This window comes from Flavobacterium sp. AC274, from assembly GCF_979258275.1.
Window position 1 is genome coordinate 2,571,549 of sequence record NZ_OZ409852.1, and the last position, 25,497, is coordinate 2,597,045.

General features: G+C 35.1%; 21 protein-coding genes and 1 pseudogene. 14 read left to right on the top strand and 8 right to left on the bottom strand.

Going from position 1 to position 25,497, the window contains the following annotated elements:
- Positions 1-29 precede the first annotated feature (29 nt).
- Both xyl3A and ACZZZT_RS11865 read left to right on the top strand, forming a co-directional pair.
- The gene (xyl3A, locus tag ACZZZT_RS11860) at positions 30-2,624 is read left to right on the top strand and encodes a xylan 1,4-beta-xylosidase (RefSeq protein WP_463460498.1); all 2,595 of its coding nucleotides are present in this window, start codon (positions 30-32) and stop codon (positions 2,622-2,624) included.
- 47 nt (positions 2,625-2,671) lie between these two features.
- Positions 2,672-4,615, top strand: coding sequence for a glycoside hydrolase family 97 protein (locus tag ACZZZT_RS11865; protein WP_463460499.1), 1,944 nt, complete (start codon positions 2,672-2,674; stop codon positions 4,613-4,615).
- 116 nt (positions 4,616-4,731) lie between these two features.
- On the opposite strand, the gene ACZZZT_RS11870 is transcribed toward ACZZZT_RS11865, so the two are convergent.
- The 3 genes from ACZZZT_RS11870 to ACZZZT_RS11880 form a co-directional block, all read right to left on the bottom strand.
- Positions 4,732-6,255, bottom strand: a complete 1,524-nt coding sequence (locus ACZZZT_RS11870; protein ID WP_463460500.1) for a hypothetical protein — start codon at positions 6,253-6,255, stop codon at positions 4,732-4,734.
- 71 nt (positions 6,256-6,326) lie between these two features.
- Positions 6,327-8,126: a T9SS type A sorting domain-containing protein gene (locus ACZZZT_RS11875; protein WP_463460501.1), complete on the bottom strand. Its 1,800-nt coding sequence runs from the start codon at positions 8,124-8,126 to the stop codon at positions 6,327-6,329.
- A 670-nt stretch (positions 8,127-8,796) separates the two neighbouring features.
- The gene (locus tag ACZZZT_RS11880) at positions 8,797-8,985 is read right to left on the bottom strand and encodes a hypothetical protein (protein WP_463460502.1); all 189 of its coding nucleotides are present in this window, start codon (positions 8,983-8,985) and stop codon (positions 8,797-8,799) included.
- Between the two features lie 382 nt (positions 8,986-9,367).
- Here ACZZZT_RS11880 and ACZZZT_RS11885 point away from each other — a divergent pair, with 382 nt between their 5' ends.
- The 3 genes from ACZZZT_RS11885 to ACZZZT_RS11895 all read left to right on the top strand — a co-directional run bounded on the left by ACZZZT_RS11885 (position 9,368) and on the right by ACZZZT_RS11895 (position 11,857).
- Positions 9,368-10,159 carry a polysaccharide lyase gene (locus tag ACZZZT_RS11885; RefSeq protein ID WP_463460503.1) on the top strand — a complete coding sequence of 264 codons (792 nt, stop codon included), beginning with the start codon at positions 9,368-9,370 and terminating at the stop codon, positions 10,157-10,159.
- 27 nt (positions 10,160-10,186) lie between these two features.
- A complete protein-coding gene (locus tag ACZZZT_RS11890) occupies positions 10,187-10,933 on the top strand; it encodes a TetR/AcrR family transcriptional regulator (RefSeq protein WP_463460504.1) in 747 nt (248 codons plus the stop codon).
- Positions 10,934-11,065: 132 nt separating this feature from the next.
- The gene (locus ACZZZT_RS11895; protein WP_463460505.1) at positions 11,066-11,857 is read left to right on the top strand and encodes an SDR family NAD(P)-dependent oxidoreductase; all 792 of its coding nucleotides are present in this window, start codon (positions 11,066-11,068) and stop codon (positions 11,855-11,857) included.
- Between the two features lie 105 nt (positions 11,858-11,962).
- Here ACZZZT_RS11895 and ACZZZT_RS11900 read toward each other — a convergent pair.
- Positions 11,963-12,822: pseudogene (locus ACZZZT_RS11900) on the bottom strand (DUF6268 family outer membrane beta-barrel protein).
- Between the two features lie 192 nt (positions 12,823-13,014).
- Between ACZZZT_RS11900 and ACZZZT_RS11905 the strand changes: the two are divergent.
- The 5 genes from ACZZZT_RS11905 (at position 13,015) to ACZZZT_RS11925 (ending at position 17,280) form a co-directional block, all read left to right on the top strand.
- Positions 13,015-14,031: a sensor histidine kinase gene (locus ACZZZT_RS11905; protein WP_463460506.1), complete on the top strand. Its 1,017-nt coding sequence runs from the start codon at positions 13,015-13,017 to the stop codon at positions 14,029-14,031.
- Entirely contained in the window at positions 14,031-14,387 is a 357-nt protein-coding gene (locus ACZZZT_RS11910) for a LytR/AlgR family response regulator transcription factor (RefSeq protein WP_463460507.1), read from the top strand. Before ACZZZT_RS11905 ends, ACZZZT_RS11910 begins: the two co-directional genes overlap by 1 nt.
- Positions 14,375-14,722, top strand: coding sequence for a LytR/AlgR family response regulator transcription factor (locus ACZZZT_RS11915; protein ID WP_463460508.1), 348 nt, complete (start codon positions 14,375-14,377; stop codon positions 14,720-14,722). Before ACZZZT_RS11910 ends, ACZZZT_RS11915 begins: the two co-directional genes overlap by 13 nt.
- Positions 14,723-14,999: 277 nt before the next feature.
- Positions 15,000-15,533, top strand: a complete 534-nt coding sequence (locus ACZZZT_RS11920; RefSeq protein WP_463460509.1) for a pyridoxamine 5'-phosphate oxidase family protein — start codon at positions 15,000-15,002, stop codon at positions 15,531-15,533.
- A gap of 112 nt (positions 15,534-15,645) precedes the next feature.
- On the top strand, positions 15,646-17,280 hold the full coding sequence (locus ACZZZT_RS11925) for an NADP-dependent glyceraldehyde-3-phosphate dehydrogenase (protein WP_463460510.1): 1,635 nt from the start codon (positions 15,646-15,648) through the stop codon (positions 17,278-17,280).
- A 106-nt stretch (positions 17,281-17,386) separates the two neighbouring features.
- On the opposite strand, the gene acnA is transcribed toward ACZZZT_RS11925, so the two are convergent.
- Both acnA and ACZZZT_RS11935 read right to left on the bottom strand, forming a co-directional pair.
- Positions 17,387-20,161, bottom strand: a complete 2,775-nt coding sequence (gene acnA / locus ACZZZT_RS11930) for an aconitate hydratase AcnA (protein WP_463460511.1) — start codon at positions 20,159-20,161, stop codon at positions 17,387-17,389.
- Positions 20,162-20,909: 748 nt separating this feature from the next.
- A complete protein-coding gene (locus ACZZZT_RS11935; protein WP_463460512.1) occupies positions 20,910-21,086 on the bottom strand; it encodes a hypothetical protein in 177 nt (58 codons plus the stop codon).
- A gap of 271 nt (positions 21,087-21,357) precedes the next feature.
- Here ACZZZT_RS11935 and ACZZZT_RS11940 point away from each other — a divergent pair, with 271 nt between their 5' ends.
- The 4 genes from ACZZZT_RS11940 (at position 21,358) to ACZZZT_RS11955 (ending at position 23,674) form a co-directional block, all read left to right on the top strand.
- Positions 21,358-21,972: an SCO family protein gene (locus ACZZZT_RS11940; protein WP_463460513.1), complete on the top strand. Its 615-nt coding sequence runs from the start codon at positions 21,358-21,360 to the stop codon at positions 21,970-21,972.
- Between the two features lie 5 nt (positions 21,973-21,977).
- Positions 21,978-22,286, top strand: coding sequence for a hypothetical protein (locus tag ACZZZT_RS11945; protein WP_463460514.1), 309 nt, complete (start codon positions 21,978-21,980; stop codon positions 22,284-22,286).
- 101 nt (positions 22,287-22,387) lie between these two features.
- Positions 22,388-23,296 carry a helix-turn-helix domain-containing protein gene (locus ACZZZT_RS11950; RefSeq protein ID WP_463460515.1) on the top strand — a complete coding sequence of 303 codons (909 nt, stop codon included), beginning with the start codon at positions 22,388-22,390 and terminating at the stop codon, positions 23,294-23,296.
- A 162-nt stretch (positions 23,297-23,458) separates the two neighbouring features.
- Positions 23,459-23,674 carry a YHS domain-containing protein gene (locus tag ACZZZT_RS11955; RefSeq protein WP_463460516.1) on the top strand — a complete coding sequence of 72 codons (216 nt, stop codon included), beginning with the start codon at positions 23,459-23,461 and terminating at the stop codon, positions 23,672-23,674.
- A 74-nt stretch (positions 23,675-23,748) separates the two neighbouring features.
- Here ACZZZT_RS11955 and ACZZZT_RS11960 read toward each other — a convergent pair whose 3' ends face one another.
- Both ACZZZT_RS11960 and ACZZZT_RS11965 read right to left on the bottom strand, forming a co-directional pair.
- Complete coding sequence (locus ACZZZT_RS11960) at positions 23,749-24,540, bottom strand: DUF2490 domain-containing protein (protein ID WP_073397916.1); 792 nt, start codon at positions 24,538-24,540, stop codon at positions 23,749-23,751.
- Positions 24,540-25,292: a carbonic anhydrase family protein gene (locus tag ACZZZT_RS11965; RefSeq protein WP_073397917.1), complete on the bottom strand. Its 753-nt coding sequence runs from the start codon at positions 25,290-25,292 to the stop codon at positions 24,540-24,542. Before ACZZZT_RS11965 ends, ACZZZT_RS11960 begins: the two co-directional genes overlap by 1 nt.
- Between the last annotated feature and the right edge of the window lie 205 nt (positions 25,293-25,497).

Below are 25,497 nucleotides of genomic sequence, written 5' to 3' on the forward strand. Positions count from 1 at the left end.
AAAATATTCATCACATAATTCAGAAAATCATGAAAATTAGTTGTCTGTTTATCATAAGTTTTGTTTGTGTTTTTAATGCAAACGCTCAACAATACAGTTTTAAGGATGCATCTTTAAGTTCAACAGAACGTGCAAAAGATTTAATTTCAAGATTAACCCTTGAAGAAAAAGCGGCGTTAATGTGCGATCAAAGTGATCCGATACCGAGACTTGGGATTAAAAAATTCAATTGGTGGAGTGAAGCCCTGCACGGTTATGCGAACAATGATAATGTTACCGTTTTTCCTGAACCTATTGGTATGGCGGCTTCATTTGACGATCAGTTGGTGTACAATGTTTTTAATGCAGTTTCTGATGAAGCCCGTGCAAAATACAACCAATGGATTCAGGGTGGCAATGAAAACAAACGATTTTTAAGTCTTTCAGTCTGGACACCAAACGTCAATATTTTCAGGGATCCGCGTTGGGGACGTGGGCAGGAAACGTATGGTGAAGATCCGTATTTAACTTCCCGAATGGGAATTTCAGTGGTGAAAGGATTACAAGGTCCGGCAGATGCGAAATACCGCAAACTTTTGGCCTGCGCCAAACATTTTGCCGTGCATTCAGGACCGGAATGGAGCCGACATGAGCTGAATCTCAATAATATTGACCCGCGTGAATTATACGAAACCTATTTGCCAGCCTTTAAAGCTTTGATACAAGATGCCGATGTGCGTCAGGTGATGTGCGCATATCAGCGATTGGATGATGAGCCTTGCTGTAGCAACACGCGTTTATTGCAACGCATTTTGCGTGACGAATGGGGATTTAAATATCTTGTAGTATCAGATTGTGGAGCCGTTACAGATTTTTACACCACGCATAAAGTTTCGTCAGATGCAACACATGCGGCCTCAAAAGCCGTTTTGGCAGGAACTGATGTAGAATGTGTTTGGGAGAAATATCCGTTTAAAAACCTGCCCGAAGCGGTTGAGAAAGACTTAATAAAAGAAGCCGATATTGATAAAAGTCTGCTTCGTATTTTAACGGGACGTTTTGATTTGGGCGAAATGGATGATGACGCCATCGTGCCGTGGGCGCAAATTCCGGCTTCTGTTCTTAACAGCAAAGAACATCAGCAATTAGCACTCGAAATGGCGCAAAAATCAATGACTCTTTTGCAGAATAAAAACAATATTCTGCCTTTAAATAAAGCAATTAATAAAGTGGCCGTTATTGGTCCGAATGCGGATAACGAACCGATGTTATGGGGGAATTATAACGGAACTCCGGTAAAAACCATCACGATTAAAAGTGGTATAGAATCAAAAATTCCCCAAAATAAAATGGTTTATGATAAAGCCTGCGATTTAGTTGAAGACAAAGTAAATCAAAGTTATTTTGACCAGCTTTCGTTTGAAGGCAAAAGAGGAATGAAAGCCACGTATTGGAACAACCCAAACAGAGAAGGCAACAGCGTTATCTCGCAGCAAATTGTAAATTCGATCAAAATGACAACTGCAGGACAGCATGAATTTGCTTCGGGCGTTAAATTAGAAGGATTCTCTGCAAAATATGAAACCGAATTTACAGCGAAAGAAAATGACAGTCTTGTTTTTAAAACAGGTGCTACCGGAGCTTTTGAATTATTGGTGAATGATAAATCTTTGGCAAAATATACGAATTGGAGAACGCTTCCCGGCAAAATTAAATTTGCAGTAGAAGTAGGGAAAAAATACAAAATCGAAATTCTCTATGCGCAATCCAACAATTGGCAGGCGAATCTTGAATTTGATTTTGGAAAAGAACATGATATCAATTTTGCGGCTTTAATTCAAAAGTTAAAAGGTATAGATACCGTAATTTTTGTAGGCGGACTTTCGACTTTATTGGAAGGCGAAGAAATGCCGGTCTCTTATCCCGGTTTTAAAGGCGGTGACAGAACCAATATCGAACTTCCTGCCGTACAAAGAAAATGTTTGCAGGAACTGAAAGCGGCAGGCAAAAAAGTAGTTTTTGTAAACTGCTCGGGTTCTGCGATTGCCTTAACGCCTGAAACAGCAAGCTGTGACGCTATTTTGCAGGCTTGGTATCCGGGAGAATCGGGAGGTCAGGCTGTAGCCGATGTTCTTTTTGGAGATTATAATCCTGCGGGGAAACTGCCTGTTTCCTTTTATAAAAACTCAGAAATCTTAGGCGATTTTGAAGATTATTCGATGAAAGGACGTACTTACAGATATACAACAAATGTTTTGTTTCCGTTTGGTTTTGGTTTAAGCTATTCTAAATTTCAAATTGGAAAAGCGAATCTTGACAAGACCAAAATAAAAGCAAATGAAAACACGCAATTAAATTTTTCGATAAAAAACACGAGCAAACGTGAAGGAACAGAAATTGTTCAGGTTTATGTTCGAAAAGTGAATGATACTGATGGTCCTTTGAAAACACTGAAAGCTTTTAAACGAATTACCTTAAAAGCCGGCGAAAGTCAAAATGTAGCGATCGATTTACCGCCTTCTTCATTTGAATTTTATGATGCAAAAAGCATCGGAATGAATATAACTTCCGGAGAATACGAAGTGTTTTACGGAACGAGTTCAGATGCTAAAGATTTAAAAATGACTAAAGTGTCAATTCTATAAACTACTTATTCTGTTACCAATAACAAATAACCAATTATCAAAGTGTTATGAATTTTAAATATATTATATTTTTCTGTCTGTTTGGTTTTTTAAAATTAAGTGCACAATCAGTTGTAAAAAGTCCCGACGGAAAACTTAAAGTTTCGGTGTTGATCTCAAATGGAACTCCTTTGTATAGTATCACTTATAATGATAAAATATTCTTAGAAAATTCTCCACTTGGCTTAAAAACAAATGTTGGTGATTTTACAACAGGATTAAGTTTAAAATCGGAACCCAATCAAAATAAAGTAGATGGAAAATACGAACTTCCTAATATTAAGCAGCGTGAGGTACATTATGAAGCAAACGAAGCCGTATTCTCTTTCGCAAAAGAAAACAAACCTGCGATTGATATAATTTTCAGAGTGAGCAATAACAATGTCGCTTTCAAATATAAAATACATCCGCAAAAAGATATTATCTCTTGTGTAGTCGAGGAAGAAGCTTCTGGTTTTTTGCTGCCTCAGGGAACGACAACATTTCTTTGTCCGCAAAGTAAACCCATGACAGGATATGCCAGAAGTGCGCCAAGTTATGAAACAACTTATAGTTTGGATGATGTAATGGGAAAAAATGGTATGGGCGAAGGTTATACTTTTCCATGTCTTTTTAAAGTAAATAATAAGGGTTGGGTTTTAATTTCTGAAACAGGCGTTGATGGAAATTATTGCGGCAGCAGATTAATAGGTCGCGAAAAAGGATTGTATACGATTGGTTTTCCAATGGCAGGAGAAAATAACGGAAACGGAACAACTGCTCCGGGAATACCGCTTCCGGGCGAAACTCCATGGCGAACGATTACAATTGGCGAAACGCTAAATCCAATAGTAGAAACCACGATTCCGTTTGATTTGGTTCACCCAAAATACAAAGCCTCAAAAGAATATCAATATACAAAAGGTACGTGGAGCTGGATTATGAAAATGGATAACAACACCACTTTTCCGGTTCAAAAACAATACATCGATTTTAGTACTGCTTTAGGCTATGAAACCATTTTGGTTGATGCACTTTGGGATACACAAATTGGAAAAGATAAAATTGCCGAATTAGCGGAATATGGAAGTACAAAAAACGTGGGTTTGTATTTGTGGTACAACTCAAATGGCTATTGGAATGATGCGCCGCAAGGGCCAAGAGGAAAAATGGACAATGCAGCAATCCGTCGTCAGGAAATGGCGTGGATGAAAAGTATTGGTGTTAAAGGAATTAAAGTTGACTTTTTTGGCGGAGACAAGCAAGTCACCATGAAACTGTATGAAGATATCCTGACAGATGCTAATGATTTTGGATTAATGGTTATTTTTCACGGCTGTACATTACCAAGAGGTTGGGAGCGCATGTATCCCAATTACGCGGCAAGTGAGGCTGTTTTAGCGAGTGAAAATCTGCATTTTGGACAAGCAAGCTGTGACAATGAAGCTAAGAATGCCGCAACACATACTTTTATTAGAAATACAGTTGGCAGTATGGATTTTGGCGGAAGCGCTCTGAATAAATTTTATAATAGTGATAATATTCCCAATAAAGGTTCAAGACGAATTACTTCTGATGTGTTTGCTTTAGCTACAGCAGTTCTTTTTCAGAGTGGTGTTCAGCATTTTGCCTTGGCGCCTAATAATTTAAATGATGCTCCGGATTGGGCAATTAATTTTATGAAAGAAGTTCCAACAACCTGGGATGAAGTTCGTTTTCTGGACGGATATCCGGGTAAATACGTCGTTTTTGCACGCCGAAAAGGAAACAAATGGTACATAGCAGGCGTAAATGCTCAAAAAGAAACAATAAAGCTTAAACTAAAACTGCCAATGATTGCTTCTGGAACAGCATTAAAATATTATTCTGATGACGAAAATCTAAATGGAAAAGTAGAAACAATTAAACTTAAAAATAATAAGGAAGTCGAGATAAAAATCCCCAATAACGGCGGTGTATTATTAGTGAATTAATTATAGAATACATGGAATCTGGAGGAAGATCTCTGATTTAATTTCCTTGGGAAGTTCCTGCAAAAAATAGCCGGAACTTCCCAATGAAAAATTATAATATAGTGAGGTGATTTTTCTTATTTTATCGTTAATGCTAAAGTTGGTACTGAGACCGTCCCCGTTGCTCCGGAATTACGCTGTACAGCCACTTCTATATAATCGCCAGTATTCAATTCTGCCGTGGCTTGCAAGGGAAGGTTTATAATATCACCACTAATAGTACTTCTTCCATAAATTTTATATTGTGTTAAAGGAGTACCATTTTTAGTAACGTATGCTAAGAAAATCCCGGCTCCAGGCACCTGAATAGAAATAGCACCGGTTATTTGAAAAATTCTTTTCTTTTTTCCGGCGTAAATTAATCTGTTATAACCGGCAGAAGTCGCATCAGTCGTAAATCTAAACAAATTTGAATATATTGTAGTAGGAGCGGTACCTGAACTTATTCCTACTTTTACAATATTACTTGGTGTAGAGTTGTTCAAAGGCACATTGATGCCCACATTATTAACCGCATAATCTATTGCAAAATCACCTACCGCATTGGCATCTGCCTCGGTGGGAATTCCTGCAGCCCTCACTGTCCAGCTGTTATTAAAGTTATAGCCTGTGTATGTTGTTGAAGATGCCGGATATGGTCTGATATAATTTGCCGGAGTAGGACCTGTAAAAACAACAGACTCTAAAACAGCATCCCCGCTGATTGTAAGACCCGGCGTAGAAACATCTAAACCGAAGGCTCCACTAGCTACATTGGAGAAACCTCCCTGTTTTTCTATCAGATTAAATGTGCCGGTAAATTTTTCATAGGTACCTGCGTTATTACTAAACCAGGCCTGATTGCTCAATAGTAATTGACCAATATTATTGTAAGTAATACCATTTGTATTTCCTGAAAAATTAACGATGCTTAAAAAAACAAGCCCATAACCAGAAATGAGACCAATATTATTTGAATTGGCAATAACCGTATCCCTAAGTAAAAAGGTAGAAGTTGATGCTGCCGCATTCAAATTAAAAACTGTAGCACCTGGTGTTGTTATGGTTAGGTTTCGAATACTGCCGCCTGTTGTGCCGTCAAAAAGGACACCTGATGTTTTTACAATTATATCTTCATTTGCATCCAGACCATCCAGATAAGCGTTATTTAAGTCTATAGGCAAATTAAATACAACCTGGCCGTTAATTTCATACAAAGTATTTGCGGTTAAGACATATTTAGAACCTCCACCTGCCGCGAGTTCAGGTGCGAGAACAACAGCCAGATTGTCCCCGGCTTTAATACGCTTGAAATTTACTCTCGAAGGTGTACCGCCGCTAAGAATTGTCCACGCTGCCGTAGTCGAATTATAATAATAAAACGATTTTACATCAGTATCGTAAACCAGTAACGCATCAGCAGGTGTTACAATAGCGTTTCTTTGTGCAGTTGTCATTCTTGGAGCCAGCATACCATGTGTTGTAGAAGATATATCTAAAACGGAACTGGTATTTGGATTAGTAGTACCAATACCAACTTGTGCATTACCAATAAAAGTTAAGAAGTAGAAAAATAGCAATAATATAATTTTAGTATTTTGTGAAGTACGTGTAGTTACCATAAATTTCTAATATTAATTAATCAAAGATTTTAAATGTTGAGCAGGCTGTTAGATTATAGTTAAGTCGATTACTATTTTCCGGAATAGGAGATAATAACTTTTTGGGTAATTTTTATATTATCAGCGGTAAGGAATGTTGCAATGTAAATACCAGAACTAAGCCCGGAAGTCGAAAAAGTATAGCTCTGCTCAATTCCAATACGGTATTTTGAAAGTACTGCTTTGCCCAAAACGTCATATAGAACAAATGACTGTATTGCTATATTATTTGGATTTAGTGCTTTTAAAACCTGATTTTTATTGTCCTGAGTGATATAAAAATTAGTCTTACTTTCTTGATTTGTGCCAAGTGTCTGGTTGGTAAAACTTATTTTAAAACGTTCCGCATAAGTTCCGGGATCTACAGTAACTTCGTATGTCCCATTTTTAATATCATGATAAGACATATCAAGTGCGTCATAGATATAAATTTGCTGTGAAGTATCAAAATCAACAATTTCGGGGATATAAAATTTAAAGGTTGTTTTTGTAGTTGCTTTTGCAGAGAGTGGAATTTTTTTTGATGCATCAAAACTAGTTCCCTGAATTACATAATTGCTGTTTTCTATCCAAAAAGAAACATCATTAGGAAGGCTTTCGTCTAAATTTTTAGCATCGATTCCCCTGTCAATTCCATCTGTGGCTTGAGGTGTAAATGCTAAAGCAAGTTGTCTGGTGAACTCATTATTTATAATTGTATTAATCTTAAAATAAGAAAGAGGTATAGCTTCTTCTTTTTCAAGTTCATCTTCTGTTTTTGAAGTTGTTTTTTTTGGAATTTTTTCAAATTGAGATAAACCGCTTCCTTCTTTATAAAAAATGCGATGCGAATTTCTAAAAGTTACTGTCCCATTACTAGCTCCATTTATCAAAAAGCCCTGACCAATTGGGAGATATTTTCTTTGCACAACAGGACTTGTACCACTTGGTGGATTATTGTTTAATGTTCCGTCACTATTATAGGATCTAAATGTTGCTGCAGTATAAATTCCATTCGAACCTAAACTAACCGGCGAATATGCGGCATATCCTCCTCGATATGCAGAGAGAAAATGAGAATTTACATTTTTGTCCTGTTGCCAAAAATAAGCAATACCAGTTGAAGCATTATTTGTTGGATCTAACAGAAAAGCATTTAGATGTAAAGCTGATGGATAAGGATTTCCGGTCAGGGTTGCATTATTGGTACCAACTGTAACGGCGATATTTCCATCATTGGGTTTTCCCCTAAAATCATATCTTTGAGCGCCTGTAGGATTGTTTACAATGCCTGTTGCTTCGGGATCTGCACTATCTGATCCGCTGGCTCCTTTCATCGTAAATCCTTCGCCTGGCGCAATTGTTGTAGCACTTCCCACCTGAACCCATTGCGAGTAGTTATTGGCATTTGTTAATTTATAAATCCAATGTGAGGCTATTGCTAACGGATTGGCTGTTCCATTATAACTCCCAATGGGCAGTATCGCAGCATTTGTAGAAGCGATCGATGTAGAAGGTCGATATAATAAGGTGATTCCGAAATTATTATTGACAGAAGAAGCAATATTATTTCCAACGGGTGAACACCAGTAATTGTAATCAAAATTATCAGAAGTTCCTTCCTGATAAACCGATAAAATCCCAGTTCCGGTATTGGTAGATAATCCTGAGGATCCTTGTACGAATTGAGAATTATTTCTCAAATAAAGATTGGAGTTAGCTGCCAAATTTATATTTTGACCAACATAAAGCACTTGGTTTTTTACATAAACAGGTGTGCTTGCACCTACATATATTTGAGCAAAACTCTGAACTGAAATCACAATTGATAGTAAGAATATTTTTCTTTTCATTGGCCACAATTTTTGTAGATTAATTAATGGTGTTTTTCATGGGATGATGCATTTTTATTTTAAAATCATCTTTTTAGTTTGTTCCTCAAAATGAAATAGAAGCCAAGATAAACTGCTGTAACGAATAAAATAATATCTATGCTATTTATGGAGACTGCCGGTGGATCTGGCAATCCCGGTGGTGGAGGGGTATTCTGAGCAAGGCATATAGAGGAAATTAACATTATAAAGAGCGTATATCTTTTCATAAGAGACTAATTATTATGATGGTGGATTAATTTATTTGGGATCATTAATACAGGGTAATAACATCTGATAAGAACGTTGTAAATTATGTAGTTTATTTTTGTACAAGTTTTACTACTTGCAAATAAATATTTTTGGACATTTTTTTCTTATATAATTTTCCTCAAAAGTTTCATAATTTCTATTTAAGAAAAATATGTAGTTACTTCTAGCTCATTTGTATATTCAAAAAGCTACAATCAAAAAAGGGTACTTCAAAAAAACGGTGGTGGAAATGCAGAATCTTCTGGAGATTCTGCTTAGGGAAATTTTAATTGAGACAACAATGTCATTTGAGGAGTTGTTGTCACGTCTTTATATAATGTGTTTTAAATCAACACTTTTATGCTGTGGTTTTATTCTAATTGAAATCCTAATGAGCAATTCAATTTGTGTTTTCATTGGCAGGTACCAGAACAGAATCCATAAATTTTGCTGTTATGATAGTTCCTTCCTCGTCTTCCCATTGTGTAATAATATTTTCAATTAGCTCTGGCTCAAAGCCTATTACTTTCATTACAGGACCTCCAAATTCCTGTTTAACTTCCTGTCCTTTTTTAAATTTGGTATTCATAATTGTTGTTATTAGATTTCTGTATTTACTTTACAAATATCTAAATACAGCTGCTTTTTAATGTTATATCTTTTAATGCTGATCTTATAAAATTAAAGTCGTGGATATAAATAAGCACTCAAATAAAGTAGTGTTTTTTTTATCTAAAAAAATATGCACAAAATTCTTAAGCTGGATTTTTGTGTACGTAAAAACGTACTTTACTACTCCTTGTGACAGTTATTATTTATCAACTTTGTGATGTTAATTGCTAATAGCGTCACAAACCTGACGTGATTTAGAATAATCAGAAAAAATATAAATGCAATAGCAAGTTCAGCACAATTGCAGGAACGATATAATTACTACCTATTTATTTACTAACCCTTTAACCTTTAAAAAAATGAAAAAAATCTTAAAATTGACAAGTATGCTATTTATTACAGCATTATTATTTAATTCCTGTGAAAAGGAAGAAAATTTAGATGTACCACAAAGTGTTAACAAAGATGTGATACAAAGTAAAAACAAAGACACGCCGGAAAGTACCAACAAAGATGCCGCCTCACTTGTTGCTGCGTTAGGCAGTGCCGGAGCCAGAACAATCACATTGAAAACAAATACACTAACATGTCCAGGTGGTTTGTGTACATCGTATGGCGTCTGGTCAGAAGGCGTTTACACCGTTTGGTTTACTATGAAATTTAATTCCGGATTTTATTGGAGCAGAGGCGGTAAATGCGGATATGGGATCCTAATTGGTGACCAGAATACCGGAGGTGACCCAGGATGGGATGGCAATGGCGGTAGTGCCAGATTTATGTGGTATTGTCCGAATGGATCAAACACTTCGAAAGGAAGCGGAGCTTATCTCCAGCCTTATGTTTACTATAAAGATCAGCCCGGACAATATGGGAATGATTTTGGAAAAAAGTACTACATACAAGAAGGAGTGACGTATAACTGTCAGATATCTGTTAAGTTAAATACTGGATCAAATACAAATGGATATGTCAAATATTATGTAAATGGTACAGAAATATTGAATCAAACAATTCGTTGGGTAACTAACGATTCTAAGCGAAATGTTAATGCAGTAAGTCTTCATACCTTCCGTGGCGGCAGTCAGGAATATTGGAAAGCCCCTGTAACAAGCTCTATTTATTATGGCAGTGCGTCTTGGGATGCTCAATAATATTTATATGCTAATAAATTAAATATTTTGCAACGAAAGGCTGTCTTTAAAAGACAGCCTTTTTTTATTATAATTCTTTCCTTACCGGTTAGGTTAGACAGTATTTCGGAAGTTTATGAAAAAATAATACTGAAAAACTTCTTTTTAAAAGAAAGATTCTATTTTTGTATCGATCAATACAAAAATAACAAAATGAGAGGAAGACCTACGATTTTTAAGGAGAAAGAGTTGCTGGAAAAGGCACAGCACATTTTCTGGGAGAAAGGGTACACAGCCACTTCACTGGAAGATTTGCTAAATGCCATGAAGATTGGAAGCGGTAGTTTTTATAACACTTTCAAAGGAGGTAAAAAGGAGTTATTTTCCAGGGCTATTCAACAGCGCAGAGAAGCTTTTGCCGAGTTTAAAGCCATCGTTGATGCAAGCACAGCGCCACTTGAGGTGATTAAAGATTTTTACCGCTCACTGGCACATGCCGACAAACTGACTCATTTGCAGGGCTGCCTGATTGCAAATACTGTTACGGAAATGACTTTTGTTGATCAGTCACTCGAGGAAGAAGCGGTTAGGGTTTTAAAAGAAGTGGAACAGATGTATATTGATGTTATTGAAAAAGCCCAAAGGGACGGAACCATGAAAAACAAAACCAGCGCTGAGATTCTGGGACGTTATTTAATTACCTTCTGGTGCGGATTTAATGTAACGAGGCGTATGTATCCCGATAATACAATTCTTAAAGCACAAATAGAAATGCAGCTTAGTGTATTGAGCTAAGCTGTTTTTTTACACATTTTTGTAGTAATCAATACAAAATAATAAAATTAGTTTATTCAAAAAATAAAGACATAAATAGCTCTTTTTTCTTTGAATTATTTTTGTAGTAATCAATACAATAATAAATATAAAATGGATTTACAATTACAATCAAAGACCGCTTTTATCAGCGGTTCAACTCAAGGTATCGGTTATGCCATTGCGCGCCAGCTTCTTACTGAAGGGGCTACCGTTATTATAAACGGTCGAAATCAGGCTAAAATAGAGAACGCTCTTCAAAAACTCAGGCAAGAAATACCTCAGGCAGAAGTGTCGGGTATTGCGGCTGATTTTTCAAATATAGAGCAGGTCAATGCTTTAATAGATGCTTTGCCACAGGTAGATATTCTGATCAACAATGTTGGTGTTTTTGAACTAAAGGGTTTTACGGAAATAACAGATGAGCAGTGGTTATCTATTTTTGAGATTAATGTTATGAGCAGTATTAGGCTCTCAAGGGCATTATTTCCAAAAATGATGGAAAAAGGCTGGGGCAGAGTCCTGTTTATCAGTAGTGAATCCGGAGTCAATATTCCGGAGAGTATGATCCATTACGGAATGACTAAAACTGCTTTGCTTTCCATTAGCAACGGTCTTTCTAAACTTACCAAAAATACTCAGGTTACTGTTAATTCAATTTTAGGAGGCCCTACTTATTCTGATGGTGTTGCAGAGGTTGTCTCGCAGATTGCCCAGGCACAGCAATTGTCAGAGGAGCAAATGAAAGAACTTATTATACAAAATACCAACCAAACCTCACTATTACAACGTTTTATTGCTCCTTCTGAAATCGCAAACATGGCAGTATATCTCTGCAGTCCTTTAGCTTCTGCAACCAACGGGGCAATTACCCGAGTAGATGGCGGTGTGCTCACCACACTATAATAACTAATGAATTAATAATCTGTATCCAAGTAAAGCTCTTGCTGTGAGGCAGGAGCTTTTTCTGTTTATTGATTTAAAATTCTCAATGTGCTATGCTTTATATTTTCAAAATTTATAATTTATTTGAGCTGCTGCATACGGTGAAAAATCAAAATAGGAACTTTCTTTATCTTTAAAAAAGCTTTTGAGGTTTCGATCCTGAAAATATGCAAATCGTACGGCATTCACTCCAAGTGTAATAGGCAGGCTAATATTCTTATTTATTTTGATTTCAGGTCTTAATCCTGCAACAACATACTGGTGCGTAAAAATCACATTTTTGCCGTCTTTTTTAAGCAAAGCCATCTGACCATTCATTTCGGCAATTAGATGTAAATCAAATGTTTTATTAAAATTGTATCCGGCTGATGCCTGAATTCCGTTTAGCATTGAAAACTTAAAAGTATATTTTCCTTCTGAGTTGTAATTTACATATAAAGCAGGAAAAAGCATTGGGTATCCAAGAGTATTTGTCAGGGCAAGTCCTGCACCAAGATCCAGTTTAGGGTTGATTTTTTTACAAAAATAGCACCGCCATTGCCCAGAATACTATTGGCATTCACTTTAGAAATTTGGGTTTCGCTGGTGTAGATTCCCGCACCGGCAAAAGCTATAAGAGACCATTTTTGATTCAATTGACGAATGTTAACAACTGATAACTGAAGGTTGGTGATATGGGATAAAACCAAATCCTGAGTAAAATTTTTGTTGTCAAGCGAAGCATGATCGCCGGATAAATTAAGAATCCATGTTGACGAAAGACTGTCTTTATTTATTTTTACAGCAAGGGGAATATTGGCAATTCCGCTGTAAACCATAGCCGAGCCTTTGCTATTGCCCACTTTGTCACCATCGTTATTTTTATAGTTTGATGTACCAAAATATTCGGTTTTAAAAGATACTTGTGCCCTTGATTTTACATTCATAAGTAAAAAAGTAATGCAGCTAAAATTAATGTTGTTTTCATGATATGGATTTGTTTCTAAAAATTTCGGAACAAAACTATATTTTTACTTTAATGCTCTTTTTTGCTTTTGACAAGTGGTCGTTTTTTGTTGACCAACGGTTTTCTATTGCCGATTAGAAAAAGGTATTTTTGTAAAAAAATAAAACAAGCCATGTTTACTGTAAAAAAAGCAGATTACGTTTTTTGGATTTTTATGTTCCTGATGACTTTATTGCAATTGTCCGATGACTTGTCATTTTTGGGCGGTGTTTTGTTTTCACTATCCATCACATTAACCTTGAGAATACATGTGCTGTGTGTGATAAACAGGCTGGCAAAAAGGTATCTGAATAGTGAAAGTTCCATAAAATTCATCCTATATGCTTTGTTAGCCAGTGTAATAACAGCTGTAATTTTGACATTTGAAGGCTGTTTAATTGTGGGAGCAATTCCCTCTGAGAGGCTCGTAATGCCCAATGACATGCTGTCTTTGTTTTTCGGAATGCTGATGGTAAGTATTCTGATCTCCGGTGGGAGTTATTCAATAGAGTTATTCAAGCAGAACGTCGAATCTGAAAAACTTCATCAGGAGTTGAAAAACAGTGTTTTAGAAAACGAAATTGATAACCTACGGACGCAATTAAGCCCGCATTTTACCTTTAATATCTTAAACAATCTGCAATTTTTAATTCGAAAGGATAAAGAGGAAGCTCTCGAACTGCTTTCCAGATACAGTAAAATACTGCAGTATTATGTTTACGAATCACAAAACAAATGGATAAAGCTAGACGATGAAATTTCTTTTTTGAAGCATTATTTTGAATTAGAAAAAGATAGATCCGGTGAAGATTTGCAGATTTCCTTTCAATGTAATATTGCAGAAAATCATTTAATGATCATTCCGTTTCTCTTATCGACTTTCATTGAAAATGCCTTTAAACATGTTTCCGATTTTGCTGATAAAACCAATTACATACACTTACACATCTATTTGGAAAATGAAAATAACCTGTTTCTGAAAATAGAAAACACGACCAATTCGGTATCAGACAATAAAAAATCAAAAGGTGTCGGACTAAAATATGTGAAGAAGAGACTGGATCTTTCTTATCCGGGTAATTATAATTTGGAAATTAAGAGGGAAGAAAATAAATACAGAGTAGAACTCCAAATAAATTTGAATAGGTAATGACATGTATAGTAATAGATGACGAGCGCATTGCCCGCGAAGGATTGAGTGAATTTATCAAAGAATTTGACTTTTTGGAAAACAGAGGTTCGTTTTCAAATGCACATCAGGCAATGGAAAAATTAAAAAGTGAAACTATTGACCTGATATTTCTGGATATACAAATGCCGTTTTTAAACGGATTGGAATTTGCAAAAATGATAACAGATAAGCCCTCGATGATCGTCTTTACAACTGCTTACTCCGAATATGCTTTGAAAGGATACAAGGTAAATGCGGTAGATTATTTACTCAAGCCTATTTTTTTGAAGATTTTAAAGCCTCTGTTTTTAAGGCAAAAAAGATGTATGATTTAATGTTTCATCAGGAAAACACAGTTAAGCCTTTGTTCTTTAAAGAAAATGGTGTTTTTTTTAAAGTTGTGCCTACTCAAATTTTATATGTCAAGAGTATGCAGAATTATGTCGAAATACATCTTGAAAACCACAAACGAATAATTGTGCACCATACTTTAAAGAATATTTTGGACCAGTTGCCTCAGGAGGATTTTTTACAAATTCATAAATCCTATATCGTCAATACAAAATATATTACCCATATAGATGGCAGTACTTTATATCTGAATGAAATCAGTTTGCCCATTGCCAGAAACAGAAAGGAAGCTATTTTGGGTATTTTTCTTCCGCGCTAGGGTTCATTTTTTTTATGGATGCAGGAAGATATTCATTGGATCATAGATATTACTGATCGTAAAAGAAAAGTTATATAAAGAAATCAATTAAATTTATATAGTAATTTAAAGGACATTTTTACATTCAAAATAATAGCGTTGATGATCCTTAAAATTATACTTTTTACAATAGTTAGAAAAACTAAAATCCTCAAAGTATGAACTACTCACAATTAGCATTTACAGATGCCATAAAAAAATACAGGAAGAAGTTGGAAGCAGAAGCACTTATGACCGTATGGAAAAAATGTCGGTTGTTGATGGACTTACAGATAATGAAATTAATTTTATTGGTGATAGGGATAGTTTTTATATGGCTAGTTTTGGTGAAAATGAATATCCATACATCCAACACCGTGGCGGGCCAGCAGGATTTATTAAGGTAATAGATAATAAAACAATTGGCATTGTAGATTTTGTAGGAAACAGACAATATATTTCGACAGGTAATATTTCTAAAAATGAAAATGTAGCTTTAATACTGCTATCATATCCACAAAGAGCAAGGCTGAAGATTTATGCACACGCAAAAATTGTTGATTTAAAAGAAAATGAAGAATTATATAATCTTTTGAAACCAGCAGATTACAAATTTAAACCAGAAAGAATGATGATTTTTGAAATTCAGGCATACGACTGGAATTGTCCACAACATATAACACCTCGTTATACAACAGAAGAGATAGAAGAAGCTTTACTGCCACAAAGAGAATACATTAAAAACCTAGAAAATAAGATAAAAGAACTCGAATCAAAATTGTCGAATAAATAAAGTTACAATGCTTGTTTAATAATCCTGATCTTATGATTGTTAAAGAATTAAATATCTTAAATTAGTAGTACATTTTTATTGAAAAGCCTGATTACAAAATAATTTATTGAATATGGAAAATTTAAAAGCGTCCCAGACTGCTATTGACAGTCTGTTTGTGGAGGAAAACTTAATTCCTCAGGAATATCAGATTTCTGAAATTCATCAGCGTGAATACTTATTAGACGGGAAATTAGTTTCCTGGAATGGTGAAGTTACCGAAGTTTTTTCACCGGTTTTTATTCCTGGTCCCGAAGGACTTAAGCGCAAGTTAGTAGGAACAATTCCGCATACTTCTGCCAAAGAAGCTTTAGTTTCTCTCGATGCAGCAGTTGCGGCTTATGATAACGGACAAGGTGTCTGGCCAACTATGAGTGTCGAAGACAGAATTAAATGTATGCAGAAATTTGTATACCTAATGATTCAGCAACGTGAGTTGGTTATTAAATTATTGATGTGGGAAATCGGAAAAAGCCTTCCGGATTCAACAAAGGAATTTGACAGAACGGTAGAATATATAAATGCTACAATCGATGCACTAAAAGATCTGGACAGACAATCATCAAGATTTGAGGAAGCAGAAGGTGTGCTGGCTCAAATTCGTAGATCTTCATTGGGAGTTGTTCTAAGTATGGGACCATTTAATTATCCTCTTAATGAAATTTTCACCACTTTGATTCCCGCTCTTATAATGGGAAATACTATTTTGTTTAAATTACCTAAACATGGAGTTTTAGCGCATTATCCTTTGCTTAATGCTTTTAAAGAAGCATTTCCTCCGGGAACTGTAAATACACTTTACGGCAGAGGAGCTGAAATCATTTCTCCGTTAATGGAAAGCGGCAAAGTAAATGTATTGGCTTTTATAGGCTCAAGTAATGTCGCAAATGGGTTAAAGAAATTACATCCAAAAGCAAACAGACTAAGATCTATTTTAAGTCTTGACGCCAAAAATGCAGCAATTGTAACCAAACACGCCGATATTGACGTGGCAGTAAGTGAATGCCTTTTAGGATCGTTATCATTTAACGGACAACGTTGTACAGCATTAAAACTAATTTTTGTACAAAAAGAAATCGCAGATGAATTTGTTAAAAAATTAAGCGATGCCGTAGCAGCTCTTAAACCGGGACTTCCATGGGAAAAAGACGTTAAAATAACACCACTTCCTGAGTTTGACAAACCGGCTTATCTTAAAACTTGTTTAGATGATGCTCTGGCAAACGGAGCAAAAATCATAAATGAGAATGGCGGTTATTCTAATCATTCACTTGTTTTTCCTGCTGTTGTATATCCTGTAAATGATAAAATGAAATTGTATCATGAAGAGCAATTTGGACCCATAATTCCGGTTGTACCTTTTGATTCTATAGACGAACCAATAGACTATCAGATTAATGCCTCTCACGGTATGCAGGTCAGTATTTTTAGCGAAGACCCAAAAGAAGTTTCAAGCCTTATTGATCCGTTTGTAAATTTGGTGAGCCGTGTTAATATTAATTGTCTTTCACAACGCGGACCTGATGTATTTCCTTTTACAGGAAGAAAAGACAGCGCAGAAGGAACTTTATCCATTTCTGATGCTTTGCGATCTTTTTCAATACGTTCGCTTGTGGCGACTAAATCTACAGATGCAAATAAAAAATTATTTAATTCTATTATAAGAGATCATGATTCTAATTTTTTAAGTACAGATTATATATTTTAGAATTTAAACAACAAATTATATTAGTCAAATAAGAAAGGCTGCAATTTATTGCAGCCTTTCTTATTTTTTAATTACTTACGCTAATTTCAATTCAAAAAACATAAATCTATTCTGCTGTTTGAAGAAATTGTCTTAAAACATATTGTAATATTCCATCGTTTCTGTAATATTCAATTTCAATTTTTGAATCCAGTCTGGCAATAACATCAAAGCTAATCACTTCACCATTTTCTTTTTGAGCAGTTACTTTAAGTTCCTTTAAAGGTTTTATATCCTGTGCGATTCCGGATATAGAGAAAATTTCAGTTCCGGTAAGTCCAAGACTTAACGCATTTTCTCCATCTTTATATTGTAAAGGCAATACTCCCATACCTACCAAATTGCTTCGGTGAATACGTTCGTAGCTTTCAGCAAGTACAGCTTTTACACCTAATAAGAAAGTTCCTTTTGCAGCCCAGTCTCTCGATGATCCGCTGCCGTATTCTTTCCCTGCAAGGATAATCAGCGGAGTATTAGCGGCTTTATATTGTATCGAAGCATCATAAACACTCATTTCTTCACCCGTTGGAAGATATTTGGTATAACCGCCTTCTTTATCTGCCAAAGCGTTTTTAATACGAACATTGGCAAAGGTTCCTCTAACCATAACTTCATCATGACCACGACGGGAACCGTAAGAATTGAAATCGGCTTTTTCAACATTTCTGCTTAATAAATATTTACCGGCTGCAGATTTCTCATTAAAAGATCCCGCAGGAGAAATATGGTCTGTGGTAATACTGTCTCCAAGGACTAATAAAGTACGGGCATTTTCAATATCTTGTAATTCTTTTGGAAATTCAGTAAGATTTTTAAAAAATGGCGCTTCCTTAATGTAAGTAGACTGATCATCCCAGGCATATATTTTTTGTTCCGGTATTTTTAATTTTTGCCATGTTTCGTTTCCGTCAAAAATAGTTTCATAACTTTTAGCAAATTGTTTAGGAGATAAAACATCGCTTAAAACCTGATGGATTTCATCATCTGTTGGCCAGATATCTTTCAAATAAACAGGCAGCTGATTTGGATCAAAACTTACAGGTTCATTCATTAAGTCAATATCTACTTTACCGGCAAGTGCAAAAACGACCACAAGCATGGGCGACATTAAAAAATTCATTTTAATCTGAGGATGAATTCTCGCCTCAAAATTTCGGTTACCAGATAAAACAGATGCCAAAACAAGGTCATGATCTTCAATAGCTTTGGCAATATGAGCAGGCAAAGGACCGGAATTACCAATGCAGGAAGTACATCCGTAGCCCACAACGTGAAATTTTAAAGCTTCAAGATCTCCCAATAAATCTGCTTTGGCGAGATAGTCGGTTACTACTTTTGAGCCCGGTGCAAGTGAAGTTTTTACCCACGGCTTTACGCTAAGCCCTCTTTCTCTGGCTTTTTTTGCAACAAGTCCCGCACCAATCATTACATAAGGATTGGAAGTGTTGGTACATGATGTAATAGCAGCAATAGCAACTGCGCCATCAGAGAGCATAAATTGTTCATTGCCTAAAGTTACGGCAACGCTTTTTATACCATCTTCCACTTTTTCTTCAATTTTTGCATTCTCGGAAATTACGGCATCTCCCTGTATTGGCTGCGAACCTCCTTCGCCCGACCAACGAACAACTTGTTTTTGGGGAAGACTTTTTCTTCCAAAGCTTTTGTCGAGCATATCTACAAGAGAAGGCTGTAAATTCTTAAGCAAAATTTTATCCTGAGGTCTTTTTGGTCCCGCAATAGTAGGTTCTATAGTAGACAAATCAAGTTCAAGAATGTCGGTGTAGGTTATAGATTCATCGCCTGTTCTCCACAATAAATTAGCTTTACAATATTCTTCGACCAAATCAATCTGATCTTCAGAACGGTTGCTTAGGCGCATATATTCCAATGTTTTTTCATCAATAGGAAAGTAGGTAACAGTACAGCCAAATTCAGGAGACATATTACCAATAGTAGCACGATCAGGAACACTTAAACTGTCAAGTCCGGGACCAAATACTTCTACAAATTTACCGACAACACCATATTTTCGAAGTAGCTCTGCAATAGTAAGTACCATATCTGTGGCTGTTGAACCAAGCGGAATTTTCCCCGTAAGCTTAAGTCCGATAACCTCCGGCATAATAAAATAAATAGGCTGTCCTAAAATAGCTGCCTCGGCTTCGATACCTCCAACACCCCAGGCGATTACACCTATTCCGTTTACCATTGGCGTATGACTGTCGGTTCCAACCAATGTATCCGGAAAAATTTCTCCGTTTCTTTCAATCACACCTTTAGATAAATATTCTAAATTAACCTGATGGCAGATTCCCATACCCGGAGGAACAACACTAAAATTACTAAAGGACTGCTGGGCCCATTTTAAGAATTCATAACGTTCAGAATTACGCTTGTATTCTTCTTCCATATTACTTAAATAGGAATATTCCGTTCCAAAATAATCCACCTGTACAGAATGATCGATAACCAGGTCTACAGGAATCAATGGATTTATCATATCGGGATTTTTCCCTCTGCGCTGTGCTTCAGCCCTTAGAGAGGCAATATCTACAACAGCCGGAACTCCCGTAAAATCCTGCATAAGTACACGCGCAGGTTTAAAGGGAATATCTTTATCAGAAGCTTCTGGTTTCCAGTTCAGCAGGGTTTCGATGTTTTCTTTTGTGATGGCAAAATCATCATAATTTCGTAGTACATTTTCTAAAAGAATCCGAATAGAAAATGGCATTTTTTTAATATTAAATCCCTGGTTTTCCATTTCGGCAAGACTGTAATAAGAAAAAGTCTTGTTTTTAGAAGTTAACAGCCTTTTAATTTGATAAATGTCGTTTTGCATAATTAACAGTATTTAATTTAAAATGGTGTGATACAATTGAACGTGTAGATATACAGCTATTGATCAATTACTTTTTTGGTTCATAAACTTAAGTTTTATTGCCAAAAAGTCTGCCGTATTTTTAAAGTATTGATTTTTAGTACTTTTATGTGAAGTTAGTTAAATATGTTTATGATATATCGTTATTTGATAGTGTTTTTTCGATAATTATGAAAAAAAGTTTATTTCTCAAGATGTAAATTCTCTTATAATATACTTATAGATTACAAATCAATGTAACATCATGTCTTTACCTTATTTAATGAATTTAAAAGATAGAAATATATTTTGCATTTTGTAGAGCAGGACTCCATAGGCGCTCATTAATACTAAATTGCTAGTTTTTGAAAATTTTGTGCAGGATTGTAAGTAATCACTATATCTTGATTAATGTTTTAAGGAACCAAGAAGTTTCTTCGGAATAAAACTAAAATTAGTTTATTTTTGCACTTATAAACAAATTGACATTCTTGAAAAAGTATATTATCATATTACTTTGTGGACTTCTTTTTCTGCCATCCTTTGGTAGTATGTTTGTTTATGCTTCATTTAAATTAAATCAGCAGGAAATTGCCAAAACAATCTGTGTCCAACGTAAACAGATTTTTAACTCCTGTAACGGGCGATGCGAACTGCAGAAAAGCTTAAAGAAATATTCTGATAACGAAAAACAAATGCAGGACAGCCTGAAAGAAAAAGCAGAGCTTATTTATATCTGCATTTCGTCTGACGTAAACTTTACTGTAATCCCTTCATTAGAATTACAACAAAAGGCTTTTGCTTTTCTAAATAGCAAACCTAATGGAGTTTCCTCGCTTACTTTTCGACCACCCGTCGCTATTTCATAATCTAAACTTTTTCCCATTTCATTGAGATAATTTGTCATGTGCTTTTGTATATGATAGTTATTGTTGTTAGTAACTAAATTAATTTTTCCGTGTTCATTTTTATTGTGAATACAGAAAGATGGAAATGGTTTTGGTGAATTCACATTCTGTAACAGATTCTTAATCAATTATAATAACATCTTAGGAATCTTGTTCGGTATCGTGATTGCCGACAAAACTTTACAGATAAAATCTCTTGAAATAATTAATATAAAAAATCTACAGTCGTTTAAAATGAGCGACTGTATCAATACCCAAAAAATAGAAAATATGAAAAAAATAGTTTTGATTCTGCTACATTCTCTACTCATAATATCATGTGAGAAAGCACAGGAAAAACTTCCCATTTTAGGAAATCCGATTGTTAAAGGAAATCAAACCGAATATCCTCGTATCAAAGATTTTTCTTTTACGAATCAGGACAGCCTTCAGATCAACAACAGCACGTTTGACGGCAAAATCTATATAGCGGATTTTATTTTTCTTTCGTGCCCTACGATCTGTCCAAAAATGAATACACAGCTCAAAAAAGTATATGATGTTTACAAAACAAATGATGAGGTGTTGTTTCTTTCTCACACCATAGATCCGGATCATGATACTATACCTCGCCTAAAGTCTTATACCGTAGATCAAGGCATAAAAAAGAATTGGCATTTTGTTACGGGAAACAAAGACAGCATCTATAAAATTGCAACCGAAAGTTATTTTGCAACGGCATATCCGGATAAAAATGAGCCGGGAGGTTTTGTGCACAGCGGCGGATTCCTGCTTATTGACAAAAACAGACATGTTCGCGGAGTTTATGACGGTACAAATCCAAAAGAAACCGAAAGGCTGATTGCTGATTTGAAAAATCTTTTAGAAGAAGAACCCAACCAATAATAGTCATGATAAAAAAAGGTATCACTTTATTTATTCTTATGCTGTTTGTATTTCAAAATGCAGGCAGTATCTGGATTATTGGTGATTTTTACCTCAATCAGGATTATATTTCCAAAAATGTCTGTATCAATAGGTTTGATACAATTCCAATCTGTAACGGAAAATGTTATCTCGAAAATAAATTAAAAGCAAATGATAAGGAGGAACAGAAATTTCCAACGGTAACATATAAGGAAGTGCAGCTTTTTTTAGAGGCTCCGGCAGATTTTTCATTCACGGCGATATATTTTTCATTCGAAAAAAATATCCTGTAATGGAGACAGACAGGCAGAAGTCTAATTTTATTTTTTCGATTTACCATCCTCCCAGATGTGGTTAATACTGTCGTTTTAGTATTAATCATAAAATCAAAAAAATGCAACTATCAGAAATACCAGTCTGCGGTCTGGACTTATTTACAAATAATGAGAGTCATTTCTGGATGGATAATCTGATGAACCTGCTGCAACGATTTCCGGTATTAGAATATCCTCATCGGCAGGATTTCTTTATGCTTATCTTTATTGATGATGCAGAGGGAGAAATTAGTATTGATAATCAGAAAATACGTTTGGATAATGCCAAGGTCGTTGCTATTAAACCACGCTGTATAAGTAGTATAGACATGAACAGGAAAGCAAAAGGGAAAATAATCTGTTTTACGGAAGAATTTTTTTCACTGCGTTACAACAATAATATTTTAGACCAATTTTCGTTTCTTCACGATACTTCCAAATTATTTGTAAGACTTAGTGATGAGGAAAAAGATAAGTGGATGTACTTGCTTGAAATATTTTTTAAGGAATTCAGTCTCCACAGAAGAGAATCTGTAAAAGTCCTTCGGTCGTATCTCAATATTTTGTTCTTCGATTTAGAGCGGCTTTATCATCCTTTTGGATTTGTTGTAAATACATCTCCAAAACAGCAGAAAATAAAAGAATTTGAGAAATTGATAGACAAAGATTTTAAATTGAAAAAAATGCCCGCTGCCTATGCAGACCTGCTCAACGTAACGCCCAATTATCTCAACAAGATCTGTAAGGAGGTTACAAATAATACCGCAGGCGACCTGATACGAAAACGTATTATTATAGAAGCACAGCGGCTTATTCATTTTACGAATTATTCTATAAATGAAATTGCAGATCAGCTGGGTTTTGAAAACGCGTCCTACTTTGTTACTTTTTTAAAAGACAAACGAGCAAAACACCAGAGCAGTTCCGCAGATTATCAAACCAGTAAAAAACATCAAATTAAGCATGCAGATTACCTAATTGCAATTTGAAATTTAATAAACAGGAATGGGTTTAGTAATCCTCATTCCACAGTAAAAAAACAATCTAAACTTAAATACAATGAAAAAATTTCTTTTAATTGCCTTAATTGTCACTATTATAAGTTGTAACAAAAAAGAAGAAAAAAACATCCTCACGATCACCCGCATGCTATGGAGTCAGAGGAGGTTTATAAAGATCCTAAAAATCCGCTCAATAAATTGACTTATGCCAGCAAAATAGATTTTAGCTGTAAGATGGATATAAGCAAATACGGTGTTAGCGATACCGTTACCTACAAAGGAAAATTATACGGTTTTTGTTCATCAGTCTGCAAAGAAGATTTTATGAGAAAACCAGATGAATACCTTTCTAAGAATCAGAAGTAATTCTAAAGACAAACAAAATAAAAAAGCTGAAAAGTAACACTTTTCAGCTTTTTTTATGTAATTCTAAATGCGTTCTACTCAACGGTTTTATTTGTTTTGGTCAGGTCAAAATTTAAATTGGTATTCAATATAAATCCGTTATTGTTTTGAAAAACGTTTTGTCCGTTTATTAGTCGGCCCAACTGTACGGTTTGATTAAGATAACCTCCTTCAATTCGTACATTTTTATTGAATCGGTAGCCTAATAAAATTCCGATTCTGTTTTGGTCAAAAATATTGACATTGACATTTTTTCCAAAACCAATAAAAATTTCATCATAGAAAGCCAAATAAGGTGTTTTGTCTTTTATTTCATTCCCTTTTAAAGGAACCTGAACCCTTATCATATATCTGATTCTGTTTAGTAACGGAAATTCGTCTTCTGTTGTTTCTGCTAATGAACTGTAACGGCCTACAAATCTTTGTTCTAGCATAAATCGATGCGAAAAATCAACTATTCCTTCTTTATGGCCAAGCTGTACCATTTCAAAAATTCGGTGTTCGGTAAAATCCCTGCCCATTCCATTTATCGGGATTTCGCCATACGGATAAGTTTCTATCCAGCCATATCCAACTCTAAATAATACTCTTGAATTTAAGTTATAATTTATTCCAACGCGCAATAAACTTTGCTGCCATTCAGTAATAAATTCATTTCTACGCCATTGGTATTCAGTATGTATTCCAAATTTTTCGGATATTTTAAATGTTCCGAAAAAATTGTACCATCCAATATTGTTATCGGTATGTATGCGATTGTTTTGGCCAATTGCCGATTGTAAACCACCAACTAAAAGGATGGTCCATAAATAATTCTTAATGTTCATTATTTTAAAAATTCAAGTGTTCCGTCTGTTAAATTATAAAACACGCCAACAATTTTAATTTCACCTTTATCTTCCATTTCTTTAAGAATAGGACTCTTTTTACGAATTTGATCGATAGTATAAATTACATTGTTTTCTGAAACGTATTTTACAAATTTATCATTTTTAGACGTTTTTTCACCATTAAAATTCTGACTTATTGCTACAGCCGGTTTTATTTTTGAAAGCATCGCTGTAATGTTACCCAATTTTACATCATCAATTGCGCCTTTTATGGCTCCACAATGCTGGTGTCCCATTACTAAAACCAATTTTGCACCCGAAACTTTACACGCAAATTCCATACTGCCCAATAAATCTTCGTTTACGAAATTCCCCGCTACACGTCCGACAAAAATATCACCTAACCCCTGGTCAAAAACATCTTCGACAGGTACACGACTGTCTACACAACTTAAAACAACTGCTTTTGGGTACTGACCCGGCGCCGATTTTCTTGCTTGTTTACTGTGATCACGCACCGTTGTCGTCCCGCTTTGAAAACGTTTATTCCCTTCAATAAATTCCTGTAAAATAGCATCAGGCGTAAGTCTGGTTTGCTCTTCCTTGGTCATTACATGTGAAATTACAGGTTTTAAATCTTCTGCCGGATTAGAAATTGAATTTGGTTCTTTCGTTTTTGTGGCGTTGTTGCAAGAAACCAAAAGTACAGCTGCACATAGCATTACTATTGATTTTAGTTGATTCTCCATTTCTTTATTTTAAATTAAAATCTGCCTACTTTGTAAAACGGTGTTCGGCATTTCCGTTGTTATGCTTTGAATTTTATATAAAACAAGGATAGAGGTTTTTTCCCTACTTTCAAACAGCCTCTCAGCTTTTTAGTTTTTAATCAATTATTTATCCAAAAATTTACCCTCTGATCTGAAAATCATAATACTATGTTATTTTAAATCT

Coding starts and splice junctions, on each gene's coding strand:
- xyl3A (WP_463460498.1), top strand. CDS start 30: ATGAAAATTAGTTGTCTGTTTATCATAAGTTTTGTTTGTGTTTTTAAT.
- ACZZZT_RS11865 (WP_463460499.1), top strand. CDS start 2,672: ATGAATTTTAAATATATTATATTTTTCTGTCTGTTTGGTTTTTTAAAA.
- ACZZZT_RS11870 (WP_463460500.1), bottom strand. CDS start 6,255: ATGGTAACTACACGTACTTCACAAAATACTAAAATTATATTATTGCTA.
- ACZZZT_RS11875 (WP_463460501.1), bottom strand. CDS start 8,126: ATGAAAAGAAAAATATTCTTACTATCAATTGTGATTTCAGTTCAGAGT.
- ACZZZT_RS11880 (WP_463460502.1), bottom strand. CDS start 8,985: ATGAATACCAAATTTAAAAAAGGACAGGAAGTTAAACAGGAATTTGGA.
- ACZZZT_RS11885 (WP_463460503.1), top strand. CDS start 9,368: ATGAAAAAAATCTTAAAATTGACAAGTATGCTATTTATTACAGCATTA.
- ACZZZT_RS11895 (WP_463460505.1), top strand. CDS start 11,066: ATGGATTTACAATTACAATCAAAGACCGCTTTTATCAGCGGTTCAACT.
- ACZZZT_RS11905 (WP_463460506.1), top strand. CDS start 13,015: ATGTTTACTGTAAAAAAAGCAGATTACGTTTTTTGGATTTTTATGTTC.
- ACZZZT_RS11910 (WP_463460507.1), top strand. CDS start 14,031: ATGACATGTATAGTAATAGATGACGAGCGCATTGCCCGCGAAGGATTG.
- ACZZZT_RS11915 (WP_463460508.1), top strand. CDS start 14,375: ATGTATGATTTAATGTTTCATCAGGAAAACACAGTTAAGCCTTTGTTC.
- ACZZZT_RS11920 (WP_463460509.1), top strand. CDS start 15,000: ATGGAAAAAATGTCGGTTGTTGATGGACTTACAGATAATGAAATTAAT.
- ACZZZT_RS11925 (WP_463460510.1), top strand. CDS start 15,646: ATGGAAAATTTAAAAGCGTCCCAGACTGCTATTGACAGTCTGTTTGTG.
- acnA (WP_463460511.1), bottom strand. CDS start 20,161: ATGCAAAACGACATTTATCAAATTAAAAGGCTGTTAACTTCTAAAAAC.
- ACZZZT_RS11935 (WP_463460512.1), bottom strand. CDS start 21,086: ATGACAAATTATCTCAATGAAATGGGAAAAAGTTTAGATTATGAAATA.
- ACZZZT_RS11940 (WP_463460513.1), top strand. CDS start 21,358: ATGAAAAAAATAGTTTTGATTCTGCTACATTCTCTACTCATAATATCA.
- ACZZZT_RS11945 (WP_463460514.1), top strand. CDS start 21,978: ATGATAAAAAAAGGTATCACTTTATTTATTCTTATGCTGTTTGTATTT.
- ACZZZT_RS11950 (WP_463460515.1), top strand. CDS start 22,388: ATGCAACTATCAGAAATACCAGTCTGCGGTCTGGACTTATTTACAAAT.
- ACZZZT_RS11955 (WP_463460516.1), top strand. CDS start 23,459: ATGGAGTCAGAGGAGGTTTATAAAGATCCTAAAAATCCGCTCAATAAA.
- ACZZZT_RS11960 (WP_073397916.1), bottom strand. CDS start 24,540: ATGAACATTAAGAATTATTTATGGACCATCCTTTTAGTTGGTGGTTTA.
- ACZZZT_RS11965 (WP_073397917.1), bottom strand. CDS start 25,292: ATGGAGAATCAACTAAAATCAATAGTAATGCTATGTGCAGCTGTACTT.